Here is a 23905-nt window from a genome sequence, read left to right on the forward strand (position 1 = left end):
GAACCCCCAGGAGCACACAGTGACCGACGCCCACACCGCCGGCCCGTTCATCGCAGCCATCGACCAGGGCACGACCTCGTCCCGCTGCATCGTCTTCGACCGCGACGGCCGCATCGTCGCCGTCGACCAGAAGGAGCACGAGCAGATCTTCCCCAAGCCGGGCTGGGTCGAGCACGACGCCACCGAGATCTGGACCAATGTGCAGGAGGTCGTCGCCGGTGCTGTGGAGAAGGCCGGCATCACCCGCGACGACATCAAGGCCATCGGCATCACCAACCAGCGCGAGACCACCGTGCTGTGGGACAAGAACACCGGTGAGCCCGTCCACAACGCCATCGTCTGGCAGGACACCCGCACCGACGCCCTGTGCAAGGAGCTCGGGCGCAACGTCGGCCAGGACCGCTTCCGCCGCGAGACCGGCCTTCCCCTCGCCTCCTACTTCGCCGGTCCCAAGGCCCGCTGGCTGCTCGACAACGTCGAGGGCCTCAAGGAACGCGCCGAGGCGGGCGACATCCTCTTCGGCACCATGGACACCTGGGTCATCTGGAACCTGACCGGCGGTGTGAACGGCGGGCGGCACGTCACCGACGTCACCAACGCCTCCCGCACCCTGCTGATGAACCTGCACACCATGCAGTGGGACGAGAAGATCGCCGAGTCCATCGGTGTGCCGCTCACGATGCTCCCGGAGATCCGCTCTTCCGCCGAGGTCTACGGCGAGATCAAGGGCGGCAAGCTGGGCGACCTGCTCGGCGGCATCCCGGTCGCCTCCGCGCTCGGCGACCAGCAGGCGGCGCTGTTCGGCCAGACCTGCTTCTCCGAGGGCGAGACCAAGTCGACGTACGGCACCGGCACCTTCATGGTGATGAACACCGGTGACAAGCTGATCAACTCCTACAGCGGCCTGCTGACCACGGTCGGCTACCAGATCGGCGACCAGAAGCCGGTCTACGCCCTGGAGGGCTCCATCGCCGTCACCGGCTCGCTGGTGCAGTGGATGCGCGACCAGATGGGCCTGATCTCCACCGCCGCCGAGATCGAGACCCTCGCGCTCTCGGTCGAGGACAACGGCGGCGCCTACTTCGTACCGGCCTTCTCCGGCCTGTTCGCCCCGTACTGGCGCGCGGACGCCCGCGGTGTGATCGCCGGCCTGACCCGGTACGTCACCAAGGCGCACCTCGCGCGCGCCGTCCTGGAGGCCACAGCCTGGCAGACGCGGGAGATCGCGGACGCCATGACGAAGGACTCCGGAGTGGAGCTGACCGCCCTCAAGGTCGACGGCGGCATGACCTCCAACAACCTGCTGATGCAGACGCTCTCGGACTTCCTGGACGCCCCCGTGGTGCGCCCGATGGTCGCCGAGACCACCTGCCTCGGCGCCGCATACGCCGCCGGCCTCGCCGTCGGCTTCTGGAACAGCACCGACGACCTGCGCGCCAACTGGCGCCGGGCCGCCGAGTGGACACCCCGCATGGACGCGGAGACCCGCGACCGTGAGTACAAGAACTGGCTCAAGGCCGTCGAGCGGACCATGGGCTGGCTCGAGGACGAGGAGTAAGAACCCGACATGACCACTCAGTCCACCCTGCAGTCCATACCTGCTCTGGGCACGCGCCCGGCCTCCGGCTCGAACCCGAGCCGGGCCGAGACCAGGGAGCAGCTTGCCAAGGCGTCGTACGACCTTCTCGTCATCGGCGGCGGCATTCTGGGCATCTCCACCGCCTGGCACGCCGCGCAGTCCGGCCTCAGGGTGGCTCTGGTGGACGCCGGCGACTGGGCCGGCGCCACCTCCTCCGCCTCCTCCAAGCTGCTCCACGGCGGTCTGCGCTACCTGCAGACCGGCGCGGTGAAGCTGGTGGCGGAGAACCACTTCGAGCGCCGTGCGGTCTCCCGCCAGGTGGCCCCCCACCTGGCGAATCCGCTGACCTTCTACCTCCCCGTGTACAAGGGCGGGCCGCACGGCGCGGCGAAGCTCGGGGCCGGTGTGTTCGCCTACTCCGCGCTCTCCGCCTTCGGTGACGGCGTCGGCCACCTGCTCAGCCCCTCCAAGGCCGCGCAGGACGTCCCCGAGCTGCGCACCGAGAACCTCAAGGCCGTCGCCGTGTACGGCGACGACCAGATGAACGACGCGCGCATGGCGCTGATGACGGTGCGGGCCGCGGCCGACGCGGGCGCCGTCGTCCTCAACCACGCCGAGGTGACGGGGCTGCGCTTCACCCGGGGCCGGGTCACCGGCGCCGAGCTGCGCGACCGGCTCTCCGGCGACGAGTTCGGGGTGAACGCCCGGCTCGTGCTGAACGCGACCGGACCGTGGGTCGACCACCTGCGCCGGATGGAGGACCCCAACGCCGCTCCGTCCATCCGCCTGTCGAAGGGCGCGCACCTGGTCCTGAAGCGGACCTCCCCGTGGCGGGCCGCGCTGGCCACCCCGATCGACAAGTACCGGATCACCTTCGCCCTCCCCTGGGAGGACATGCTGCTGCTCGGCACGACCGACGAGGAGTACGAGGGCGACCCGGCCGAGGTGGCGGTCACCGAGAAGGACGTCTCCCAGATCCTCGACGAGGCCGCCTTCTCCATCCGGGACCAGCAGCTGAAGCGCGACCTGATCACCTACTCCTTCGCCGGCCTGCGGGTGCTGCCGGGCGGTCCCGGCGACACCGCGAAGGCCAAGCGGGAGACCGTGGTGACCGAGGGCCGGGGCGGCATGCTCTCGGTGGCCGGCGGCAAGTGGACCACCTTCCGTCACATCGGCCGGACGGTGATGCGCAAGCTCCAGACGCTGCCGGGCCGGCCGCTGGGCGACGACTTCGAGCCGATCGGCTCGCTGCCGAAGAAGCTGCCGCTGCCCGGCGTCGCCAACCCGCGGGCCGTCGCCCACCGGCTGCTGGTCGACCACCCGGCGCCGGGCCCGCGGATGGCCGCGGACACCGCCAGGCACCTGGCCACCCACTACGGTTCGCTGGCCTTCGACATCGCCCGCCTGGCCAACGAGGACCCGGCGCTCGGCCGGCGCATCCACCCGGACGCGCCGGAGATCTGGGCGCAGGTCGTCTGGGCCCGGGACCACGAGTGGGCCGAGACGGTGGACGACGTGCTGCGCCGCCGCACCACCCTGACGATCCGCGGCCTGGCCACCGACGAGGTCCGGGCGGACGTGCAGGAGATCCTGGACAAGAAGCAGGCGTGAGACCCCGGCTCCCCCGCACGGGAGCCGGTCCGGGGCGGCCCCTCGCCGACGGGGCCGCCCCTTCGCCGTCCGCCTGCTCAGCACCGGCCCGCACCCGCACGACGCGGGCCGGACTCCGTTCGGGAACGACCGGATTGGCCGGTGCCCGCCACCCGGTGTTTCCGTGCGTCCCGCAGGGGCAGTGATGGGGCACTCCCCCTGCGAGGGGGCTGCGGGCGTCCCCTCGGCACGCCGTAAGGTTGGGGGGTACGTGAGGGCTCGTCGGAAGGAGGCCGTGGGTGATCGAGCTCGAGGGGGTTCCCGAGCTGGTCGACCCGGTCATGGTGGCCGCGTTCGAGGGCTGGAACGATGCCGGCGACGCCGCCTCGACCGCGGTCGCGCATCTGGAGCGGGAGTGGAAGGGCGAGGTGTTCGCGGCGCTGGACGCCGAGGACTACTACGACTTCCAGGTGAACCGTCCCACGGTGTTCATGGAGGCCGGTGTCCGCAAGATCACCTGGCCGACGACAAGGTTGTCGGTGGTCCGGGTCGGCGGTGACAAGCCGCGCGACCTGGTGCTGGTCCGGGGCATCGAACCGTCGATGCGGTGGCGCTCGTTCTGCAACGAGCTGCTCGGATTCGCCCATGAGCTCGGCATCGAGCTGGTGGTGATCCTGGGCGCGCTGCTCGGGGACACCCCGCACACCCGTCCGGTCCCGATCAGCGGGACCACCTCCGACGCGGACCTGGCCCGCCGGATGGACCTGGAGGAGACCAAGTACGAGGGTCCGACCGGCATCGTCGGTGTGCTGCAGGAGGCGTGCACGCACGCGGGCGTCCCGGCGGTGTCGCTGTGGGCGGCGGTGCCGCACTACGTCTCCCAGCCGCCCAACCCGAAGGCCACGCTGGCGCTGCTCAACCGCCTGGAGGACCTGATCGACGTGCGGATCCCGCTGGGCGAGCTGCCCGAGGACGCGCGCGCCTGGCAGGTCGGCGTGGACCAGCTGGCCGCCGAGGACAGCGAGGTTGCCGAGTACGTGCAGACGCTGGAGGAGGCCCGCGACACCGCGGAGCTGCCGGAGGCGTCCGGTGAGGCGATCGCCCGCGAGTTCGAGCGCTATCTGCGGCGCCGTGACGGCTCCTCGGGCCCGTCCGCGGGCGGGCACGCCACGGCGGACGGCGGGGACGGCCCGTCGTCCTACCGGCGGGACACCCCGGGCGGGCGCACCCGCCCGCCGAAGCCGTCACAGCAGGACTCCGACGACGAGGAGTCCTCGGAGGACTGACGGCCGGCGGCCGGTGGCCGGTCTGCCGGCATGCGAGTGGGGCGCCCCGTCCAGGACGGGGCGCCCCACTCGTTTCCGGTGTCCGAGGACGTGCGGGTGCCGGTGCCGGAAGGATTCGCTACAGCGCGACGCCCAGCAGGGCGTCCACCGCGCGGGAGACGACGCCGGGCGCGCCGGTGTCGGTGCCGCCGGCCTCCTCCTGCCGCACCACCCAGCGGTCGACGGCGGCCAGCGCCGCCGGGGCGTTCAAGTCGTCGGCGAGGGCGTCGCGGATCTCCTCGACCAGCGCGTCCGCGGGCGGGCCGTCGGGGCGGGAGACCGCCGCACGCCAGTGCCCGAGGCGGGTCACCGCGTCCTGCAGGACCTGGTCGGTCCACTCCCAGTCGCTGCGGTAGTGGTGGGCGAGCAGCGCCAGCCGGATGGCGGCGGGGTCGACGCCCTCACGGCGCAGCTGGGAGACGAAGACCAGGTTGCCCTTGGACTTGGACATCTTCTCGCCCTGCAGGGCGACCATGCCGGCGTGCACATAGGCCTTGGCCATGGGGAACTCGCCGGTGAGCACCTGGGCATGGGAGGCGCCCATCTCGTGGTGCGGGAAGACCAGGTCGGAGCCGCCGCCCTGGACGTCGAAGCCCATGCCGAGGTGATCCAGGGCGATCGCCACGCACTCGATGTGCCAGCCGGGGCGGCCCCGGCCGAGGGAACCGCCGTCCCAGCTGGGCTCGCCCTCGCGGGCGGCCATCCACAGCATCGGGTCGAGGGGGTTCTTCTTACCCGGCCGGTCGGGGTCCCCGCCACGCTCGGCGGACAGCAGCCGCATGGCGGCGGCGTCGAGGTGGGAGACCTCCCCGAAGTGCGGGTCGGACTCGACGGAGAAGTAGATGTCGCCCTCGACCTCGTAGGCGGCGCCGAGCTCTTTCAGCCGTTCCACGAGCGGGACGATGCCGGGTATGGCCTCCACGGCGCCTATGTAGTGGCGCGGAGGCAGCATCCGCAGGGCCGTCATGTCCTCGCGGAAGAGCGCGGTCTCCTTCTCGGCGAGGACGGCCCAGTCGACGCCGTCGCGCTGGGCCCGCTCCAGCAGCGGATCGTCGACGTCGGTGACGTTCTGGACGTAGTGCACCTGCCGCTTGTTGTCGAGCCACACGCGCTGCACGAGGTCGAACGCGTTGTAGGTCGCCGCGTGCCCGATGTGGGTGGCGTCGTAGGGGGTGATGCCGCAGACGTAGATGCGGGCGACGGGGCCGGGGTCCAGGGTGACCGGACCGCCGGTCGCGGTGTCATGGATCCTCAGGTCGCGGCCCTGACCGGGCAGGGCGGGGACTTCGGAAGCGGGCCAGGCATGCATGCCTCGAGCCTAACCGGACCGCAGTTCCGGATACGAACCGGAGCAGGCCGGATGACCAAACAGGCGCTCTTGCGCATCACCGCCCGCTGTGCTGCGCCGCTCCTCGCGTCCCGCGGTCCACACGGCGGGCGGTGCCGGTGCTCCGAGGCCGTCCCTTCGGGTGCCGTCCCTTCGGGGCGGCCGGGCGGCGGTGCCGGTGCTCCGGTGTCATCCCTTGGGGCAGCCGGGCGGCGGCGCCGCTCAGACCGGCGGCCAGGGGATGGCGGGCCAGTCGCCGCTCGGCTCCGGATGACGGCCGCTGGTGAGCAGCCCCTCGACCCGGCCGCGGGTCTGCTCGATCTCGGCCGGGGTGAGCAGCGGGGCGAGCCGGGCGGCGAGCGGACCGCCGTCCGCGAGCGCCTTGCCCAGCCCGTCGAGGACCTCCAGGGCCTCCGGCGTCAGCGGCTCACCCGCCCAGCCCCACAGCAGGGTGCGCAGCTTGTTCTCGACGTTGAAGGTGACGCCGTGGTCGATCCCGTACAGGCGGCCGTCCTCGGTGGGCAGCAGATGGCCGCCCTTGCGGTCGGCGTTGTTGATCACCGCGTCGAGGACCGCGAGCCGCCGCAGCCGCTCGTCGTCGGCGTGCACCAGCAGCGCGGTGCGGCCCTCGCCGACGTCGGCGAGGCCGATGGCCTTCCAGCCGGGTTCCGGCTCCTCGCCGTCCACCAGGGCGAGCAGCTCGGCGTCCGGCGTCGCCTCGATCCACAGCTGGCACATGCCCTCGCCGTACGGGCCGTCGCGCAGCACAGTCGGCGGGACGAGGCCCCAGCCGGTCGCCTCGGAGACCTCGTAGGCCGCGACCTCCCGCCCGGCGAGCGTGCCCTCGGGGAAGTCCCACAGGGGCCGCTCCCCCGCGACCGGCTTGTAGACGCAGGCGGCCTCGCGGCCGTCGTGGCGGACGGTGCAGTACAGGGCGGCGTTCGACGCCTCACGGATACGGCCGCGCACGGTCAGCTCGCCGTGGGCGAGCAGCTCCCGGACGGCCGGGCCGGCGGGCGTCACGCTCCGCGGCGGTAGCCGTTCTGGCGCGGACATACGTGTCCCTCCGGGTCGAGCGGGAGGCTGCACAGCGGGCACGGCGGCCGCCCGGCGTTGACGACGTCGAGGGCGCGCTTGGCGAAGGCCCGGGCCTGTGCGCCGGTGAGCCGGACGCGCAGCATCGGGGGGCCGTTCTCCTCGTCCTGGAGCAGCCGCTCCTCGGCCTCGGCGAGATCCTCCTCGGACTCCGCGTCCAGTTCGACCAGGGCCTGCGCCTCGACGATCATGCGCTGCTCCTCGCCGTCCCAGGCCAGGGCCATCGTGCCGACGCGGAACTCCTCCTCCACGGGGGTGTCCAGCGGGGCCGTGTCGGTGATCTCGGCCGGTGCCACGGCCGGCACCGCGGCGCTGCCGCCGCTGCGCCGGACCACCTCGTCGAGCAGTTCGTCCATGCGCTCGGCGAGCGCGGCGACCTGGGTCTTCTCCAGGGCCACGCTGGTCACCCGGGAGCCGGCGGAGGCCTGGAGGAAGAACGTACGGCGCCCGGGCAGTCCGACCGTACCGGCCACGAAGCGGTCCGGTTGGTCATAGAGGAACACCTGACGGGACACGTCCTGTCTCCATTACGAGTCGTGGGTGTGGTGGGTGCTGTGGGTAGGGATGCGAGTCGGGGGTACGGGCGGCTTGTGAACTCGAAGGCGGACAGTGCTGCAACCGCTTCACCCTACTGCGGCCGACGATCACGGTGCGCCCGCGCCGCCCCCGACCGTGGCGTCGTCGGCGGGCGGCTCGTTCTTCGGCACCAGCGAGGCGAAGTCGCCGGTGTCGCCGAGGCGGAGCAGGAAGGGACGCAGCCGGGTGTAGCGGATCGCGGTGACGGAACACGGATCTACGGAGATCCGCTGGAAGAGGTCGAGATGAAGTCCGAGTGCGTCGGCGACGAGGGACTTGATGATGTCCCCGTGCGAACACATCAGGTACACGGCGCCGGCGCCGTGGTCGCGCTCCACCCGCGCGTTCCACTCGCGCACCGCCTCGGCGGCGCGGTGCTGCATCGCCCGCATGGACTCCCCGCCGGGGAACGCCGCGGCCGTCGGGTGCGCCTGCACCACCTCCATCAGCGGTTCGTCCTTCAGCTCGTCGAGCTTGCGGCCCGACCAGTCGCCGTAGTCGCACTCGCCGATGCGGTCGTCGGTGTGCGCGGTCAGGCCGGGGCGGGCTTCGAGCAGCGGGCCGATGGTCTCCCGGCAGCGCTGCAGCGGGCTGGTGACGACCTCGGCGAGCGGCACCTCGGCGAGCCGCGCGGGCAGGGCGGCGGCCTGCGCGGCGCCGCGTTCGTCGAGGGCGACGCCGGGCATCCGGCCGGCGAGCACGCGCTCGGTGTTGGCGGTGGAACGTCCGTGCCGGACCAGCAGCAAGGTGGGCATGCGGCCCAGGGTAGGCGTATCGGGCAGGAGCGGGGTGGCGTGCCGTTCGGCCGGAGGGTCCGCCCGGTGGGCCGTGAGGTGCGGGTGGTGGGCTGCGTGAGCCGGACGGTGGGCTGTGACGTGCGGCCGGTGAGAGGAGCGTGCGCCTCGTGATCGTCGACTGTGCCGTCTACCGGGAGGGGCGCCGTGCGGAGGGGGACGGGGACTTCACCTCCGCGCTCGCCGCGGCGCGGTCGGCGGGGGGCTTCGTGTGGATCGGGCTGCACGAGCCGACCGAGGACGAGTTCGATGCGGTCTCGCAGGAGTTCGGCCTGCATCCGCTGGCGGTCGAGGACTCCCTCAAGGCGCATCAGCGGCCCAAGCTCGAGGTGTACGACGACTCGCTGTTCCTGGTGCTCAAGCCGGTCGTCTACGAGCCCCGGAGCGACACGGTGTCCTCCGGCGAGGTCATGGTCTTCCTCGGTGACGCGTTCGTGGTGACCGTCCGGCACGGGGAGGGCGCGCCGCTCGGCATGGTACGCAAACGGCTGGAGCAGGAGCCGGAGCTGCTGGGCAAGGGGCCGACGGCCGTGCTGTACGCGATCGCCGACGCGACCGTCGACCACTATCTGGAGGTCGCCACCGAGCTGGGGACCGATCTGGAGGAGCTGGAGGCGGAGGTGTTCTCCCCGGACGGCGGGGGCTCTCGGCACACCGCGTCGCGGATCTACAACTTCAAGCGGCAGATCCTGGAGTTCCGGCGGGCGACGGGCCCGCTGTCCCTGCCGATGAACCGGCTGGCGGGGGTGGGCGTCTCCGGGGTGAGCGTGCCGTTCGTGGCGGAGGAGGCCCGGCCGTTCTTCCGTGACGTGCACGACCACCTCACCCGGGTGAACGAGTCCGTGGAGGGGCTGGACCGGCTGGTGTCGGACATCCTGTCGGCGCATCTGGCGCAGATGAGCGTGCGGCAGAACGACGACATGCGGAAGATCTCGGCGTGGGCGGCGATGGCGGCGGTGCCGACGATGATCGCCGGGGTCTACGGCATGAACTTCCAGCACATGCCGGAACTGCGGTGGGGGTGGTCGTATCCGGCGGTGATCGTGCTGATGGCCGGGCTGGAGGTGCTGCTGTTCCGGCTGTTCAAGAGCCGGGGGTGGCTGTAGAGCAGGGGTGGCCGCTTCGGGAGCGGTAGGGCTCAGGTTCGGGAGCGGGGGCTCAGGCGAATTCCGGTTCGGGGCCGGCGGGGCCGCCCAGGGGGTTGCGGCGGGCCGGCATCCTGAGGGAGACCATGCGGCGCCAGCCGGCGAGGCGTTCGAAGAGGTAGACCGCGCGGATGCCGAGGGCCAGGAGCGCGGCCTTGGGCCTGGACCAGCCGAGGATGCGGCCCATGTGGGCCATCACGGCGAGGCTGACGTCGCGGTAGATCCGGATCTCGGCGAGGGCGCACTCGCGCAGGGTCCGCTGGATGGTGCGGCCGTGTCCGGCACGGGCGAAGCGGAGCAGTTCCTCGTGGCAGTAGGCGAGGTGGTTGTCCTCGTCGTTGGAGATCATCTGCACCGCCCGGCCCAGGTCGGGGTGGTCGGCGAAGTGCTTGCGCAGCAGCTGCATCTGCTCGGAGGCGCGCTGCTCGGTGACCCTGCTGTGGGCGAGGTAGGTGACGATGTCCTGGACGGTGAGAGGCTCGTCCCGCGTGAGCTTGTCGTGGGCCAGACCGATGCCGCCCCGTTCGAGGAGCATGGTGTAGTCCGTCTCGGGCGGTACGGGGACTGGGTCCAGGCCGCGCTTCTTCATCAGGGCGTTGAAGATGCGGCCGTGCTTGTCCTCGTCGGCGCCGTGGCGGGTGATCTTGGGGGCCATCTCACGTTCGGTCTCGGGGACGAGGGCGGCGATGCGGGCGTTCTCCCAGCCGCCCTGGGACTCGCCGCTGGCGGCGATGGAGCAGAACAGCGCGAAGGACTCGTCGTTGTCGACGATCTCCTGGAACAGACTCTTGGCCGAAAGCAAGGGGACCAGCCACCTCTCCGCCGATGCGCAAGCCGGGCCAAGAACGAGTCAAATGCGGATCGGGCGGGCGCCGCAACAGGTGGGGCGGACAACCCCGCCAAATGGAGGAGCGGGTGGGGGTGTCGGGGCGTAACCGCGGGCGCGCTCGGGCGTTGTTGTGTTTGACGGCCGTGGCGGGGTGGGCCCCCGAGCCCCCACCACGGCCGTGGGGTTGTGCGGGTTGCGCCGGTCCGATGCGGTTGTCGGTCCGATGCGGTTGTCGGTCCGATGTGGTTGCTGCTGTGGCTGCGGTTATGCCGTTATGCCAGCCCGGCGCGTTCCAGGGCCTCCGTGCCGGCGCGGAGGGAGGCGAGGCGCTCCTCGAGGGTGAAGCCGGCGGGGGCGAGGGTGAGGGTGGTGACGCCGGCTTCGGCGTAGGCCTTCATGCGGTCGGCGATGCGGTCGACCGAGCCGAGGAGCGTGGTGGAGTCGATGAGGTCGTGCGGGACGGCGGCCGCGGCGCCCTCCTTGTCGCCGGACAGGTACTTGTCCTGGATCTCGGCGGCCTCCTTCTCGTAGCCCATGCGCTGGGCGAGCTGGTTGTAGAAGTTCTGCTTGCGGCTGCCCATGCCGCCGACGTAGAGGGCGGTGTAGGGGCGGAAGGTGTCGGCGAGGGTGGTGATGTCCTTGTCGTCGCCGGTGGCGAGCGGGACGGTGGGGCAGATGTCGAAACCGTCGAGGGTCTTGCCGGCCTTCTCGCGGCCCGCGCGGATGTGCTTGACGGCGGTCTCCTCGAGGTGGTCGGCGGAGGGGAAGATCAGCAGGGCGCCGTCGGCGATCTCGCCGGTCTGCTCGAGGTTCTTCGGGCCGATGGCGGCGATGTAGAGCGGGATGTGCTCGCGCTGGGGGTGCACGGTGAGCTTGATGGGCTTGCCGGGGCCGCCGGGGAGGGGGAGCGTCCAGTGCTCGCCCTCGTAGGTGAGGCGCTCGCGGGTCATGGCCTTGCGGATGATCTCGACGTACTCGCGGGTGCGGGCGAGGGGCTTGTCGAACTTGACGCCGTACCAGCCCTCGGAGACCTGGGGGCCGGAGACGCCGAGGCCGAGGCGGAAGCGGCCGCCGGAGAGGGAGTCGAGGGTGGCGGCGGTCATCGCGGTCATCGCGGGCTGGCGGGCGGGGATCTGGAAGATGGCCGAGCCGACGTCGATGCGGGTGGTCTGGGCGGCGACCCAGGCGAGAACGGTGGCGGCGTCGGAGCCGTAGGCCTCGGCGGCCCAGCAGACCGCATAGCCGAGCCGGTCGGCTTCTTGCGCCACGGTGAGGTTGTCCGCGTCCATTCCGGCACCCCAGTAGCCGAGGTTGATCCCGAGCTGCATGGCCGTCTCCCCTTACCGATGAGTAACGTGGCTTAGTGCGGGCAGCGTATACCTCCGGCGGTTCGCGTGGTGGCGTGCCTGCGGGTGGGTGGGGGTGCGCGTGGCCATGCCTGCGGCGCAACTGTCCCTCCGGTGGGGGTGCGCGTAGCGCCCATGCTGGGTGGGTGAGTCGGGGCCGGGGCGGCGGCGCCTGCCGTCACTGTGGGCATTCGTGCCGCCTGGGGAGGCACGGGTGGGCGCAGCGGCACCCCCTCCAGCGGGGCTGGCGCAAACCCACCCCCGGCCCGCACCCGCACCGGGTGCGTACGCAACTCCGGGCGCCGGGCCGTGACTTGTCAACACCCGCGTGAGCGACCTGCACCGGTGTTGCCGCAGTTGACCCTCCGCGGGAAGGGGAATCGCCTTGTCCACAGGCACCCACAGGCACGGTTCTGGCCAGTAATCTCGGCGTTCATGGAGCAGAGGCATCTCGGCCGTACCGGCCTGCGCGTGTCCCGGATCGGGCTCGGGACCCTGACCTGGGGTCGGGACACCGACGAGCACGACGCCGCGGACCTCCTGAAGACCTTCTGGGAAGCGGGCGGAACCCTCGTCGACACCGCGGACGTGTACGGCGACGGCGAGGCCGAGTACCTGCTCGGAAAGCTGATGGCCGGCCTGGTGCCCCGCCGGGACCTGGTGATCTCGACCAAGGCCGGCAGCGTCCCGGACCCCGACCGCCGTTTCAACGGCTCCCGCGGCCATCTGCTGTCCGCCCTGGACGCCTCCCTGGAGAGGCTCGGCACCGACCACGTCGACGTATGGCATGTACATGCGTACGACCCGACGACGCCCCTGGAGGAGACCCTCCAGGCCCTGGACATCGCCGTCGGCAGCGGCCGGGCCCGCTACGCCGGGGTCTCCAACTTCTGCGGCTGGCAGCTGGCCAAGGCCGGCACCTGGCAACTGGCGGCGCCGGGCGCACGGACCCGGCTGGCGAGCACCCAGATGGAGTACTCGCTGCTGCAGCGGGGCGTGGAGCGGGAGGTGCTCCCGGCGGCCATCGATCTCGGCATCGGGCTGCTTCCCTCCTCGCCGCTGGGGCGCGGCGTGCTGACCGGGAAGTACCGCAATGACGCGATGCCGCCGGATTCCCGGGGTGCCTCGGAGCATCTCGCTCCGTTCGTCGCCCCGTATCTGGACGAGACGGCCGGGCGGATCGTGGACGCCGTGGCGACCGCGGCCGACGGTCTGGCCGTGACCCCGCTGCAGGTGGCCCTCGCCTGGGTGCGCGACCGCCCCGGAGTGACCGCCCCCATCGTCGGCGCGCGCAACGCACAGCAGCTCACGGCGGCATTGTCAGTGGAGGCGCTTAGTCTTCCTGACGAGATCTGCCGGGCGCTGGACGACGTGTCGGCGCCCGTGCACCGGTATCCCGATCATGACTGGAGCACGCTGTGACCACGCCCGAGACTCCCGAGGACGCCGAGCCGGCCGAGGGTGAGCAGCTGTCGGAGGCCGAGGCCGAGCTGCGGGCCCAGCGGATCGAGCGGGAGCGCATCGAGCGGCGCAAGGCGGAGAAGGGACGCATCGAGGCCGGCGCCAAGCTGAGCGGCAGGGCCGCCGATCTGCTCGCCGCGGTGCGGGCCGTGGAGAGCGGGCAGAAGCCGCCGGCCAAGGTGTTCGAGGAGCCCGCGCCCGCGCCCCGGCGGCCCGCGCCCGAGCCGGTGCGGCGGATGCCGGTCCCGGCGGCCGGGGCGGAAGCCGCCCCGCATGTCGTCGAGGCGGTGCGGGAGGTGCTCGCGGAGGGCGGCGCGCCCGAGGGGCTCGCCGTGCAGGCCGCGGAGGTACTGGGCGAGGGCGCCGGGGAGCTGCTGCGCGCGGATCCGTGGCAGTTGCTGCGGGTCTTCGGGGTGCGGCCGGAGCAGGCCGACGCGTTCGCGCGGGCGCTGCTCGGCGATGAGGCGTCCCCGGACGACGAGCGGCGGGGCCGGGCGGTCACCGTGTGGCTGCTGAAGCAGGCGGCGCTCGCCGGGCACACGGCGCTGGAGATGCCGGCGCTGGTCGCCGCGCTGGAGCGGCAGGGGGTTCCGGACGCGGAGGGGGCGGTGCACAGTGCCGTCTCCGAGGGGGACGTGCTGGTCTTCCAGGACGCCCTGGAGGCGCCCTCCGAGGGGGAGGAGGAGGTGCCGGTCCGGGTGCTGGTGGGGCTGGAGCGGTATGCGCTGGCCGAGGAGAGCCTCGCCGACGGGCTGGCCCGGCTGGTCAACTCCGTGCCCGAGCAGGACGGGTCCGGTGAGGAGTGGGAGTCCGCTGCCGCAGAGGCCGAGGGGTCCGCGGCTGAGCTGATCCGTGCCGTCGCCGGGCACGGGCTGGTGCTGCACACCGGCGGCGAGGCGGCGCGGGCCGAGCCGGCGGCGCTGCTGCGGGCCGCGCAGGGCATGGGGCTGCGGGCCTGGGCCGCCGTGCACAGCCCCGTGGGGCGGGCCCGGTTCGCGGCGCTGGTCGGCGAGGACGGACCGGGTGTGGCGACGGTGGCCGGGCTGCTGGCCGGGGCCGAGGGTCCCGGGCGGGACGCCGACGGGACGCTGGACGTGGATCTGCTGGTGGTGCTGGACGCCCCGCAGCTGGATGTGGAGGCGGCGGCGCTGCTGGCGGAGTCGCTGCCGGACGGGGCGCGGCTGGTGCTGTCCGGTGATCCGGGGGTGCTGTGGTCCGTGGGGCCCGGGCGGGTGTTCGCCGATCTGCTGGCGGCGCGGGTGTGTCCGCAGATCGCCTCCCGGCGGCCGGATCCGGGGCCGCTCGGCGAGCTGGTCTCCGGTGTCGGTGCCGGGGAGCTGCTCCAGGTCGAGGCGCCCGGCAAGGAAGTGGTGATCGTGCCGGTGCGGGACGCGGGCGAGGCGGTGCACCGGACGGTACAGCTGGTGGTGGACTCGGTGCCCCGTGCCCTCGGTGTGCCGGCCGAGGAGACGCAGGTGATCACGCCGGGCCACGGGGGCGCGGTGGGGACGCGGGTGCTGAACGCCGCGCTGAAGGAGCGGCTGAATCCCGGTCCGGGCCGGTTCGGCGGGTTCGATCCGGGCGACCGGGTGGCCTACTCCCCCGCTCCGGGGCGGATGCTGCCGGGCCGGGTGGTGCGGGCCGACGCCGAGGGGCTGCATCTGGACTGCGCCGGTGAGGAGATCGTCGTGCCGAAGGAGCGGGTGGAGCGCTCCGTGCGGCACGCCTGGGCGCTGACCGCGCACCAGGCGGTGGGCTGCCGCTGGCCGGCGGTGGTCGTGGTGCTGCCGGGGGATGCGGTGCCGGCGCTGAGCCGCCCGTGGGTGTTCACGGCGTTCAGCCGGGCCGACCGGCATCTGTCCGTGGTGCACGGGGTGGAGCAGGCGCTGCCGAGGGCCGTGGCCGAGGTGCCGGCCAAGCCGCGGACCACGCGCCTGCCTCATCTGCTGGCGCCGCAGGTCGTGACCGGCTGACGGGAAGGCGAGGAGTGGACGGTGGCCCGGGCCGGGCCACCGTCGTCAGCGGTCGGTGTCGAGGGGTTCCAGGTCCTCGTCCTCGTCCTCGTCCAGGGTCGCGTCGTCCACGTCCGCCTCGTCGTCTTCGACGTGCTCCTCGAGGTCGTCGTCCTCGTCGTCCTCCTCGTCGTCGAAGACCGCGCTGACGTCGAAGCGGCACACCACCCGCTCGGGGCCCACCTGCTCGAAGGGGGCCTCCAGCCACTCCCCCGGCTCCGGCGGGTCGTCCGACGCCGTGACCCAGAGGGTGGAGTCGCCCTCCTCCAGCCCGAACTCCTTGTGCCGGGAGGCGATCTCGTCGGGCTCGAACTCGCCGAAGAGGATGCCGAGCGCACCGTGCACGGTGCCGGAGGCCGGGGTGGGCTCGCCCTCGTCCGCCGTCTCGATCCGCTGGGCGTGTGCCAGCAGCCGCTTGGGCTGCGCGACGGTGTAGTCGCGGCGGATCAGCACGCTGAGGGCGTTCGGCTCCTCGGGGCCGGCGTAGGGCGGCAGCGTGCCGTCCCCGCCGGGGATCTCGAAGGGCGTGACCTCGTCGTAGCGGTCGTAGAGCAGTTCGTCGTACGCCTCCGCGGCCGCGGCCAGCTGGTTGAACGCCTCGTAGACGGCCGGGTCGTCGTCCCCCGACCGGCGTTCGACCGCGGCAAGGTGGCGGTCGAGCGCGGTCTTGACCGCCTCGGCGGCGGCGCGTACCTCGGCAGCGGTGGGCTGCGCAGCATCAGACATAGTGCAGACGCTATCCGTACCAGGCCCCGGACCGCACAATAGATGCGATGCCGGAATACGAATTTGTCGACGTGTACGTGCCGCGCGGGGTCTCCCGCAAGGAGACGACTCGTCTGCTGACGGACCATGCAGAGTACGGTCACTGGGAGTTGTACCGCCTGACCCTGTTGCGGGACGGCAGTCGCAGAGTGCGGCTGAGGCGGCGGATCATCCGCCAGGTGCGCGCCACCTGGTGAGATCAGGGGCCCGCGGCGTCGCCGCAGGCCCCTGACATGTGCCCGGAGGCACCCGGGGTGTGCCCTGGATCAGCGGACCGCGCGCGCCTTGCGGTAGAGGATGGCGCCGCCGAGCAGCGCGCCTGCACCGAGGGGCACGGCGAGGCCGACCGGCAGGTCGCTGCCGGTGTGGGCCAGCTGGGTCTCGGCCGCGGGCTGGATGTCGGCGCGGGACTCCGGCTGGTCTCCGCCCTCCGGGGAGCCGTCGCGCCCGGTGTCGTCCGGGGTGGACGGGATGTCCGGGCCGCCCGGCTCACCGGGGCGCTCCGGCTCGTCGGGGCTGCCCGGCTCACCGGGCTGCTCGGGCGTGCTGGGGGTGCCGGTGGAGCCGTTCGCGCAACCGTTGCCCTCGGCGGCGTTGCCGGCACCGAGGACGTCGACGCTGTTGCCGCAGACGTTCACCGGAACGTGGACGGGTGCCTGCACCTGGTTGCCGGAGGCGACACCGGGCGAGCCGGCGGCCTTGCCGTCCGCGTGCGCGCCGCCGTGTGCGCCGGAGCCGCCGTTGCCGGACGCCGCGGAGCCCCCCTCGTTGACACAGGTGTTGCCCACGGCCGGATTGAGGATCCCGGCGACGTTGACGGTGTTGCCGCAGACATTGACCGGTACGTCCACCGGTGCCTGCACCGAGTTGCCGGAGAGCACGCCCGGCGAGCCGGAGGCGGTGCCGTGTGCTCCGGAGTCCGCGTGGGCGGCCCCTCCCGCGGCGGCGATGACCCCGGTCGCGGCCGCCACGGTCATCAGTCCCTTGCGGGTGACCTGTCGCATAGTCGATTTCCCTGCCTTCGGAAAGTTCCCATGTTCGTCAAGACCGGTCGGCCCCGGAGCGCATGGCGCGCGTTCCGGGGCCGACGGGTTCAAAACCCTGAAGTGACCTGCCCTAACGGGCAGGGCACAAGGTCACTGGTTGACGCAGGTGTTGCCGAAGGCGGGGTTCAGCAGCCCGATCACGGAGACCGTGTTGCCGCAGACGTTCACGGGGACGTGGATCGGGGCCTGGATCACGTTGCCGGACACGACGCCCGGGGAGTGCACAGCGGCACCCTGGGCACCGGAGTCCGCAGCGGCCATGCCCGCGCCCGCGAGAACCAGCCCACCGGTGGCAGCCGCGACAGCGACGACCTTCTTGATCATTATTCCTCCTTGTTGGCAATGCGACCCCAAATTGCGGATCACACCACGGGTAACGAAGGAGGGGTGATGAGGCTACGAGCTTATGGTCGCATTCACCCGTACCGGTCAACTCCGGACATCTGCCCGATTGTTGGGGGCGCCTGGAGGGTCATGAGGCGTCCAGGAACCGGTCGAGGACGCGAACCCCGAACTTGAGACCGTCGACGGGCACCCGCTCGTCCACACCGTGGAACATCCCGGCGAAGTCCAGCTCCGGGGGCAGCTTCAGCGGGGCGAAGCCGAAGCAGCGGATGCCCAGGTCGTCGAAGGACTTGGCGTCGGTGCCGCCGGAGAGCATGTAGGGCACGGCCCGGGCGATCGGGTCCTCGGCGCGCAGGGCGGTCTGCATGGCGTCGACCAGCCTGCCGTCGAAGTCGGTCTCCAGCGCCTTGTCGGCGTGCACGTCCTCCCGCTTCACCCGCGGGCCGAGGATGCGGTCGAGGTCGGCGAGGAACTCCTCCTCGTAGCCGGGCAGGAAGCGGCCGTCGACGTGGGCGGTGGCCTGGCCGGGGATGACGTTGACCTTGTAGCCGGCGCCGAGCATGGTGGGCGCCGCCGAGTTGCGCAGCGTGGTGCCGATCATCCGGGCGATGCCGCCGAGCCTGGCGAGCGTCTCGTCCATGTTCTCCGGGTCGAGCTCGGTGCCGAGCGCGTCGGACAGCTCGTCCAGGAAGGCCCGTACGGTCTTGGTGACGCGCACCGGCCAGGTGTGGCGGCCGAGGCGGGCGACGGCCTCGCACAGCTCGGTGATGGCGTTGTCGGTGTTGGTCATCGAGCCGTGCCCGGCGGTGCCCTCGACGGTGAGCCGCATCCAGTGCATGCCCTTCTCGGCGGTCTCCACCAGGTACAGGCGCAGCTGCTCGTTGACGGTGAAGGAGAAGCCGCCGACCTCGCCGATGCCCTCGGTGACGCCCTCGAAGAGCTCCGGGTGCTCGCGCACCAGGTACTTGGCGCCGTAGGTGCCGCCGGCCTCCTCGTCGGCGAGGAAGGCGAGCACGATGTCGCGCGGGGGCTTGCGGCCGCTGCGCAGCCGGTCGCGGACGACCGCGAGGGTCATCGCGTCCATGTCCTTCATGTCGACGGCGCCGCGCCCCCACACGCATCCGTCGGCGATCTCCCCGGAGAACGGATGGTGGGTCCAGTCGTCGGCGTCGGCCGGGACGACGTCGGTGTGGCCGTGGATGAGCAGCGCGGGCCGGGAGGGGTCCTCGCCCTCGATCCGGGCCACCGTGGAGGCGCGCCCCGGGTGGGACTCGATGATCTTGGGTTCGAGCCCGACCTCGGCGAGCTTCTCGGCGACGTACTCGGCCGCCTTGCGCTCGCCGGGGCCGGAGTGGTCGCCGTAGTTGCTGGTGTCGATCCGGATCAGCTCGCGGCAGAGGTCCACGACCTCGTCCTCACCGGTGACGCTCCTGGCCGTGTCCGTCTCGCTCACGTGCTTCCTCCCGCTGTCACTGCTGGTGGGCTGTGGGTGCTCCCCACATCCTCTCCCCGCACCGCCCGGCACCCAAGCCCCGGGCCCGGCCGCGGCGACCGGGGCCTTCGAGCCCGGGGGTGATCGGGTCACCGGGGAACACCTGGTAATGTTTACGTCGTCGCCGCGGGGGGAAACCCGCGCGACAGACACCTTGTCCGGGTGGCGGAATGGCAGACGCGCTAGCTTGAGGTGCTAGTGCCCTTTATCGGGCGTGGGGGTTCAAGTCCCCCCTCGGACACGTGAGGCGAGGGCCGCGACCGCGAAGGTCGCGGCCCTCGCGCGTTGCAGGGAAGAGTTGCAGGGAAGACGATCGCGCCGCGGAGGGGGATCATGACCACGCGTTCCTGTCCGTGCGGGCTGCCCGCGGCGTACGAGGAGTGCTGCGGCCGGTACCACGGCGGCGCGGCGGCGCCGACCGCCGAGAAGCTGATGCGGTCGCGCTACAGCGCCTTCGTCCGGCAGGACGCCGGCTATCTGCTGCGGACCTGGCATCCGCGCACCCGCCCCGAGCGGATCGACTTCGACGCCGGGATGCGCTGGACGGGCCTGGAGATCCTTCAGACCACGGACGGGTCCGCCTTCCACAGCACCGGAAGCGTCACCTTCCGGGCGTCCTACCGGGGCGGCTCGCTGCACGAGCGCAGCCGGTTCGAGCGAGTGGACGGCGCCTGGGTCTATGTCGACGGCGACTTCCTGAGCTGACAGCGACTTCCTGAGTGCGGGCACCCGGCGCCCGCACGGTCGTGCCGTCCACCCGCAACAGCGCTACGGCGCCAGGATGTCCAGCTCCTGGAGCGCGCCCTCGGTGATCTCGCGGGTCAGGCGTTCGGCGCGTTCCGTGTCGCGTGCGCGGACCGCCTCGGCGACCTGGACGTGCAGGGTGACGGCGGCCGGGTCGGGGTCGTGGAACATCACGTCGTGGTGGGTGCGGCCGGCCAGGACCTCGGCGACGACGTCGCCGAGCCGGGCGAACATCTCGTTGCCGGACGCGGTGAGGATGACGCGGTGGAAGGCCACGTCGTGGAAGAGGTAGCCCTCCAGCTTGTGGCCGCGTGAGTGGGCGACCATGCCGAGCGCGGCCTCGGTGAGTTCGGCGCACTGCTGAGCCGTGGCGTTCTCGGCGGCGAGCCGGGCGGCGACGGGTTCGACGGCCGAGCGCAGCACGGTGAGGGAGCGCAGCTGGCGGGGGCGGTCCGCGCCGGCCAGACGCCAGCGGATGACCTGCGGGTCGTAGACGTTCCACTCGCAGGCCGGAAGGACGGTCACGCCCACGCGCCGCCGGGACTCGACCAGGTGCATGGACTCCAGGACCCGCACCACCTCGCGCATCACGGAGCGTGACACGTCGAAACGCTGGGCCAGCTCGTCGGTGCGCAGAACGCTGCCCGGCGGATACGTACCCGCGGTGATCTCGGGGCCGAGGGTGTCCAGTACGCGGCCGTGCAGCCCCCGGCCCGTGGTGCTCATGCACTCAGAGTACGAGGCGGATCACGGAAACAAAAAGTCAGACTTATATGTCACAGACTCTTGAATTCGTCGTACCTAATAGGTTTCAGTGTGCGTCGACATCACGTGTCGACGAAGACAGCAGACAGTGAGGCAGCGGATGAACACCCCCCATGTCGTCGTGGTCATGGGCGTCGCGGGCACCGGCAAGACCACCATCGGTCCTCTGCTCGCCGCCCGGCTCGGCGTCCCGTACGCCGAGGGCGACGACTTCCACCCGGGGGCCAACATCGCCAAGATGTCGGCCGGCACTCCGCTCACCGACGAGGACCGGTGGCCGTGGCTGGACGCCATCGGCGACTGGGCTCAGGGGCGGGCCGGACTCGGCGGGGTGGTCAGCTGCTCGGCGCTGAAGCGGTCGTACCGCGACCGGCTGCGGAATGCCGCACCGGGCGTGGTGTTCCTGCACCTCACGGGTGACCGCGCGCTGATCGAGGACCGGATGTCGCACCGGAAGGGCCACTTCATGCCCACGGCGCTGCTCGACTCCCAGTTCGCCACGCTCCAGCCCCTGGAGCGGGACGAGACCGGGGTCGCCGTGGACGTGACGGGCAGCCCGGAGGAGATCATCGCGCGGGCGGTCGCCGCCCTCGCCGAGCTCCCCGAGCCGGCCGCATGAGCCCGACCGGCCGCTTATCCCCGGGGTGCTCCCCCACCACCCCGGTCTTCTCCCCCCGACTCCCCGTACCTGCAAGGGATCCACCGTGACCAGACTCAGCGTCGAGATGCTGGCAGCGGACGCACCCGAGCCGATCACCTCGGCCGGCCACGCTCAGCTGGGCATCGCCGTCCTGGCGGGCATCGCCGTCATCGTCCTGCTCATCACCAAGTTCAAGCTGCACGCCTTCCTGGCGCTGACCATCGGGTCACTGGCGCTCGGCGCGTTCGCCGGGGCGCCGCTGGACAAGGTCATCACCAGCTTCAGCGCCGGGCTCGGCTCCACCGTCGCCGGTGTCGGCGTACTGATCGCGCTCGGCGCGATCCTCGGCAAGATGCTCGCCGACTCGGGCGGCGCCGACGAGATCGTGGACACCATCCTCGCCAAGGCGGGCGGGCGTTCGATGCCGTGGGCGATGGTGCTGATCGCCTCGGTGATCGGTCTGCCGCTGTTCTTCGAGGTCGGCGTCGTCCTGCTGATCCCGGTCGTGCTGATGGTCGCCAAGCGCGGCAACTACTCGCTGATGCGCATCGGCATCCCGGCGCTCGCCGGTCTGTCGGTGATGCACGGGCTGGTTCCGCCGCACCCCGGCCCGCTGGTCGCCATCGACGCGGTGGGCGCCAACCTCGGTGTCACCCTGGCCCTGGGCGTGCTGGTCGCCATCCCGACCGTGATCATCGCCGGCCCCGTCTTCTCGAAGTACGCCGCCCGCTGGGTGGACGTGCCCGCGCCCGAGCGGATGATCCCGCAGCGCGCCTCGGAGGACCTTCAGCGGCGGCCCGGCTTCGGCCCGACCCTGTTCACCATCCTGCTGCCGGTCGTGCTGATGCTCGCCAAGGCGCTGGTGGACATCGTGATCGACGACCCGGAGAACACCGTCCAGCGGGTCTTCGACGTCATCGGCTCCCCGCTGATCGCCCTGCTGGCGGCCGTGCTGGTCGGCATCTTCACGCTGCTCAGGCCGGCCGGCTTCGGCAAGGAGCGCCTGTCGCCGCTGGTCGAGAAGAGCCTCGCCCCCATCGCGGGCATCCTGCTGATCGTCGGCGCGGGCGGCGGCTTCAAGCAGACGCTGATCGACACCGGTGTGGGTCAGATGGTCCTGGAGATCTCCGAGGACTGGTCGATACCCGCGCTGCTGCTGGCCTGGCTGATCGCCGTGGCGATCCGGCTGGCGACCGGTTCGGCGACCGTGGCGACCGTCTCGGCGGCCGGTCTGGTGGCGCCGCTGGCGGCCGACATGTCCACCACCCACGCGGCGCTGCTGGTCCTCGCGATCGGTGCCGGCTCGCTCTTCTTCAGCCATGTCAACGACGCCGGGTTCTGGCTGGTGAAGGAGTACTTCGGGCTCAGCGTCGGCCAGAACATCAAGACCTGGTCCGTGATGGAGACGATCATCTCGGTGGTCGCCGGGGCGATCGTGCTGCTGCTGTCCCTGCTCATATAGCGGCTCATATAGCGGCGGTCGGACAGCTTCCGGACACCCGCCCGGCCGTGGCGGCAGCGAGCGCGCTGCCCCGCGGCCGGGCGTCGTTCATGGCCGCCACAACGGGTGCTCGCGCTGGGCCCACTCCCGGCTGACAGAGCCGGTGCGCAGGCCGCGGCGGGCCTCCGGGTCGGCCAGGGCCATGCCGATGTGCCCGGCGAGGACGATGCCGATGGTGAGGGCCAGCCAGTCGTGCACGAAGGTCGCGCTGGTGCGCCACATCAGCGGGGTGAGATGGGTGAACCACATCATCAGGCCGGTGCCCAGCATCACCAGCGTGGCCCCGGCGATCCAGGCGGCGTAGAGCTTCTGCCCGGCGTTGAACTTGCCGGCCGGGCGGGCGGAGGGGCGTTTGTCGCGGCGCAGCGCGGCGCGCAGCCAGGTGCGGTCGTGCGGGCCGAAGCGGTTGAGCCGGCCCAGGTCGGCGCGGAAGGCGCGGGAGGCGAGCCCGGCCAGGACCGGCAGCGGCAGGCCGAGCCCGGACCACTCGTGCACGGTGACCACCAGGGCGCGGCGGCCGACGAGCTGGGCGAGCTGCGGGATGTACAGGCAGGCGGCGGTGAGGACGCACAGGCCCATCAGGGCGGCCGTGGCGCGGTGCACCCACTTCTGCGCGGGGCCGAAGCGCCGCACGGTCGCGGGGGCGGCGGGCGGTGCGTCGGCTCGTGGGCTCATCATCAGCTCGTGGGCTCGTCGTCGCGTTCGTTCGAGCGGCCGACCCAGGCGTCGATGTCGTAGCCGCGCTTCTCCCAGTAGCCGGGGACGACGTCCCCGGTGACGGTGATGCCGGAGAGCCATTTCGCGGACTTGTAGAAGTACATGGGGGCCACATAGAGGCGGACGGGGCCGCCGTGGGCGTGGCCGAGGTCCTTGTCCTGCATCCGCAGGGCGACCAGCACATCGGTGCGGCGGGCCTGGTCGAGGGTGAGGCTCTCGGAGTAGGCGCCGTCGAAGCAGGTGAAGCGCACCGCCTTCGCCCCCGGGCGCACTCCGGCCGCGTCGAGGAGCAGCGACAGCCGTACGCCCTCGAACGGGGTGTCCGGCACCCGCCAGCCGGTGACGCACTGGACGTCCCGGACCAGGCGGGTCTGCGGCAGGGCCCTGAGGTCGGCCAGGGTGTAGGCGGCGGGGCGGTCGACCAGGCCGCCGACGGTGAGCCGGTAGTCGGCGGGGCCCTTGCGGGGCACCGAGGAGGTGACGGAGTAGTAGCGGAAGCCGCCGCCGTTGGGGAGCAGGTGGGTCAGGCCGGTGGGGTCCTTGTCGGAGGCCGCGGCGAGGAAGGACTCCAGCCCGCGCTGGAGCGGCGGCGCGGCGAGCACGCCCAGGGCGCCGAGGCCGAGGGTGCCGAGCACCACGCGGCGGCCGACGGGCTTGCCGCGGGCGTCGGGCGCGTCCCGGTCGTCGGGTGCGTCCCGGTCGGGTGCGTCCTGGTCGTCGGGTGGCGGTGCGGGGTTCACCTCGTCGGCGGAGTTCACCTCTTCATTCGAGCACCCGCGTCCCCCAGGGGCCAGGGATCGCGGGTGCTCGT

At 72.1% G+C, this 23905-nt stretch carries 23 protein-coding genes and 1 tRNA gene; 11 read left to right on the top strand and 13 right to left on the bottom strand.

Annotated elements, in window-relative coordinates; all coding sequences use genetic code 11:
* The first annotated feature begins 19 nt into the window (after positions 1-19).
* From glpK to ABD198_RS03680, 3 genes are all read left to right on the top strand, one after another.
* On the top strand, positions 20-1558 hold the full coding sequence (glpK, locus tag ABD198_RS03670) for a glycerol kinase GlpK (protein ID WP_343997851.1): 1539 nt from the start codon (positions 20-22) through the stop codon (positions 1556-1558).
* Between the two features lie 9 nt (positions 1559-1567).
* Positions 1568-3190 (top strand): glycerol-3-phosphate dehydrogenase/oxidase, encoded by a 1623-nt coding sequence (locus tag ABD198_RS03675; RefSeq protein WP_343997853.1) that lies wholly within the window; start codon positions 1568-1570, stop codon positions 3188-3190.
* 278 nt (positions 3191-3468) lie between these two features.
* Positions 3469-4455, top strand: coding sequence for a PAC2 family protein (locus ABD198_RS03680; protein WP_343997854.1), 987 nt, complete (start codon positions 3469-3471; stop codon positions 4453-4455).
* Positions 4456-4573: 118 nt separating this feature from the next.
* On the opposite strand, the gene mshC is transcribed toward ABD198_RS03680, so the two are convergent.
* The 4 genes from mshC to ABD198_RS03700 all read right to left on the bottom strand — a co-directional run bounded on the left by mshC (position 4574) and on the right by ABD198_RS03700 (position 8247).
* Positions 4574-5803 carry a cysteine--1-D-myo-inosityl 2-amino-2-deoxy-alpha-D-glucopyranoside ligase gene (mshC, locus tag ABD198_RS03685; protein WP_343997855.1) on the bottom strand — a complete coding sequence of 410 codons (1230 nt, stop codon included), beginning with the start codon at positions 5801-5803 and terminating at the stop codon, positions 4574-4576.
* 240 nt (positions 5804-6043) lie between these two features.
* Positions 6044-6877 (bottom strand): SCO1664 family protein, encoded by an 834-nt coding sequence (locus ABD198_RS03690; protein WP_343997856.1) that lies wholly within the window; start codon positions 6875-6877, stop codon positions 6044-6046.
* Positions 6841-7431: a DUF3090 domain-containing protein gene (locus ABD198_RS03695; RefSeq protein ID WP_343997857.1), complete on the bottom strand. Its 591-nt coding sequence runs from the start codon at positions 7429-7431 to the stop codon at positions 6841-6843. Before ABD198_RS03695 ends, ABD198_RS03690 begins: the two co-directional genes overlap by 37 nt.
* A 129-nt stretch (positions 7432-7560) precedes the next feature.
* Positions 7561-8247 carry a histidine phosphatase family protein gene (locus ABD198_RS03700; RefSeq protein ID WP_343997859.1) on the bottom strand — a complete coding sequence of 229 codons (687 nt, stop codon included), beginning with the start codon at positions 8245-8247 and terminating at the stop codon, positions 7561-7563.
* A gap of 149 nt (positions 8248-8396) precedes the next feature.
* Between ABD198_RS03700 and corA the strand changes: the two genes are divergently transcribed.
* Positions 8397-9392: a magnesium/cobalt transporter CorA gene (gene corA, locus ABD198_RS03705; RefSeq protein WP_343997861.1), complete on the top strand. Its 996-nt coding sequence runs from the start codon at positions 8397-8399 to the stop codon at positions 9390-9392.
* A gap of 52 nt (positions 9393-9444) precedes the next feature.
* Here the strand turns inward: corA and ABD198_RS03710 are convergent, their stop codons facing one another.
* Both ABD198_RS03710 and ABD198_RS03715 read right to left on the bottom strand, forming a co-directional pair.
* Positions 9445-10233: a ferritin-like domain-containing protein gene (locus ABD198_RS03710; protein WP_343997862.1), complete on the bottom strand. Its 789-nt coding sequence runs from the start codon at positions 10231-10233 to the stop codon at positions 9445-9447.
* A 299-nt stretch (positions 10234-10532) separates the two neighbouring features.
* On the bottom strand, positions 10533-11588 hold the full coding sequence (locus ABD198_RS03715) for an LLM class F420-dependent oxidoreductase (protein WP_343997863.1): 1056 nt from the start codon (positions 11586-11588) through the stop codon (positions 10533-10535).
* 453 nt (positions 11589-12041) lie between these two features.
* Here ABD198_RS03715 and ABD198_RS03720 point away from each other — a divergent pair, with 453 nt between their 5' ends.
* Positions 12042-13028: an aldo/keto reductase gene (locus ABD198_RS03720; RefSeq protein WP_343997864.1), complete on the top strand. Its 987-nt coding sequence runs from the start codon at positions 12042-12044 to the stop codon at positions 13026-13028.
* Positions 13025-15040 carry a helix-hairpin-helix domain-containing protein gene (locus tag ABD198_RS03725; RefSeq protein WP_343997865.1) on the top strand — a complete coding sequence of 672 codons (2016 nt, stop codon included), beginning with the start codon at positions 13025-13027 and terminating at the stop codon, positions 15038-15040. The genes ABD198_RS03720 and ABD198_RS03725 overlap by 4 nt, the downstream gene beginning before the upstream one ends.
* A gap of 45 nt (positions 15041-15085) precedes the next feature.
* On the opposite strand, the gene ABD198_RS03730 is transcribed toward ABD198_RS03725, so the two are convergent.
* Complete coding sequence (locus ABD198_RS03730; protein ID WP_343997866.1) at positions 15086-15805, bottom strand: hypothetical protein; 720 nt, start codon at positions 15803-15805, stop codon at positions 15086-15088.
* A 47-nt stretch (positions 15806-15852) separates the two neighbouring features.
* Between ABD198_RS03730 and ABD198_RS03735 the strand changes: the two genes are divergently transcribed.
* The gene (locus ABD198_RS03735) at positions 15853-16041 is read left to right on the top strand and encodes a DUF5703 family protein (protein ID WP_167990418.1); all 189 of its coding nucleotides are present in this window, start codon (positions 15853-15855) and stop codon (positions 16039-16041) included.
* 69 nt (positions 16042-16110) lie between these two features.
* Here ABD198_RS03735 and ABD198_RS03740 read toward each other — a convergent pair whose 3' ends face one another.
* From ABD198_RS03740 to ABD198_RS03750, 3 genes are all read right to left on the bottom strand, one after another.
* Positions 16111-16848 (bottom strand): chaplin, encoded by a 738-nt coding sequence (locus tag ABD198_RS03740; protein WP_343997867.1) that lies wholly within the window; start codon positions 16846-16848, stop codon positions 16111-16113.
* A gap of 132 nt (positions 16849-16980) precedes the next feature.
* Positions 16981-17214: a chaplin ChpH gene (gene chpH, locus ABD198_RS03745; RefSeq protein WP_343997868.1), complete on the bottom strand. Its 234-nt coding sequence runs from the start codon at positions 17212-17214 to the stop codon at positions 16981-16983.
* A 148-nt stretch (positions 17215-17362) separates the two neighbouring features.
* A complete protein-coding gene (locus ABD198_RS03750; RefSeq protein WP_343997869.1) occupies positions 17363-18688 on the bottom strand; it encodes a M20/M25/M40 family metallo-hydrolase in 1326 nt (441 codons plus the stop codon).
* Between the two features lie 195 nt (positions 18689-18883).
* On the opposite strand from ABD198_RS03750, the gene ABD198_RS03755 reads away from it, so the two are divergent.
* Positions 18884-18968 (top strand) — tRNA-Leu (locus ABD198_RS03755).
* Positions 18969-19060: 92 nt separating this feature from the next.
* Entirely contained in the window at positions 19061-19432 is a 372-nt protein-coding gene (locus tag ABD198_RS03760) for a YchJ family protein (RefSeq protein ID WP_343997870.1), read from the top strand.
* A gap of 63 nt (positions 19433-19495) precedes the next feature.
* Here ABD198_RS03760 and ABD198_RS03765 read toward each other — a convergent pair whose 3' ends face one another.
* A complete protein-coding gene (locus tag ABD198_RS03765; protein WP_343997871.1) occupies positions 19496-20197 on the bottom strand; it encodes a FadR/GntR family transcriptional regulator in 702 nt (233 codons plus the stop codon).
* Between the two features lie 139 nt (positions 20198-20336).
* Here ABD198_RS03765 and ABD198_RS03770 point away from each other — a divergent pair, with 139 nt between their 5' ends.
* The gene (locus tag ABD198_RS03770) at positions 20337-20855 is read left to right on the top strand and encodes a gluconokinase (RefSeq protein WP_343997872.1); all 519 of its coding nucleotides are present in this window, start codon (positions 20337-20339) and stop codon (positions 20853-20855) included.
* Between the two features lie 85 nt (positions 20856-20940).
* Positions 20941-22338 (top strand): GntP family permease, encoded by a 1398-nt coding sequence (locus ABD198_RS03775; protein ID WP_343997873.1) that lies wholly within the window; start codon positions 20941-20943, stop codon positions 22336-22338.
* Between the two features lie 87 nt (positions 22339-22425).
* Here ABD198_RS03775 and ABD198_RS03780 read toward each other — a convergent pair whose 3' ends face one another.
* Together ABD198_RS03780 and ABD198_RS03785 are read right to left on the bottom strand one after the other, a co-directional pair.
* Positions 22426-23052: a cytochrome b/b6 domain-containing protein gene (locus tag ABD198_RS03780; protein WP_343997874.1), complete on the bottom strand. Its 627-nt coding sequence runs from the start codon at positions 23050-23052 to the stop codon at positions 22426-22428.
* 2 nt (positions 23053-23054) lie between these two features.
* Entirely contained in the window at positions 23055-23834 is a 780-nt protein-coding gene (locus ABD198_RS03785) for a molybdopterin-dependent oxidoreductase (protein ID WP_425580406.1), read from the bottom strand.
* Positions 23835-23905: the final 71 nt, after the last annotated feature.

This window comes from Streptomyces thermocarboxydovorans (assembly GCF_039524635.1).
GTDB classification, from domain to species: domain Bacteria; phylum Actinomycetota; class Actinomycetes; order Streptomycetales; family Streptomycetaceae; genus Streptomyces; species Streptomyces thermocarboxydovorans.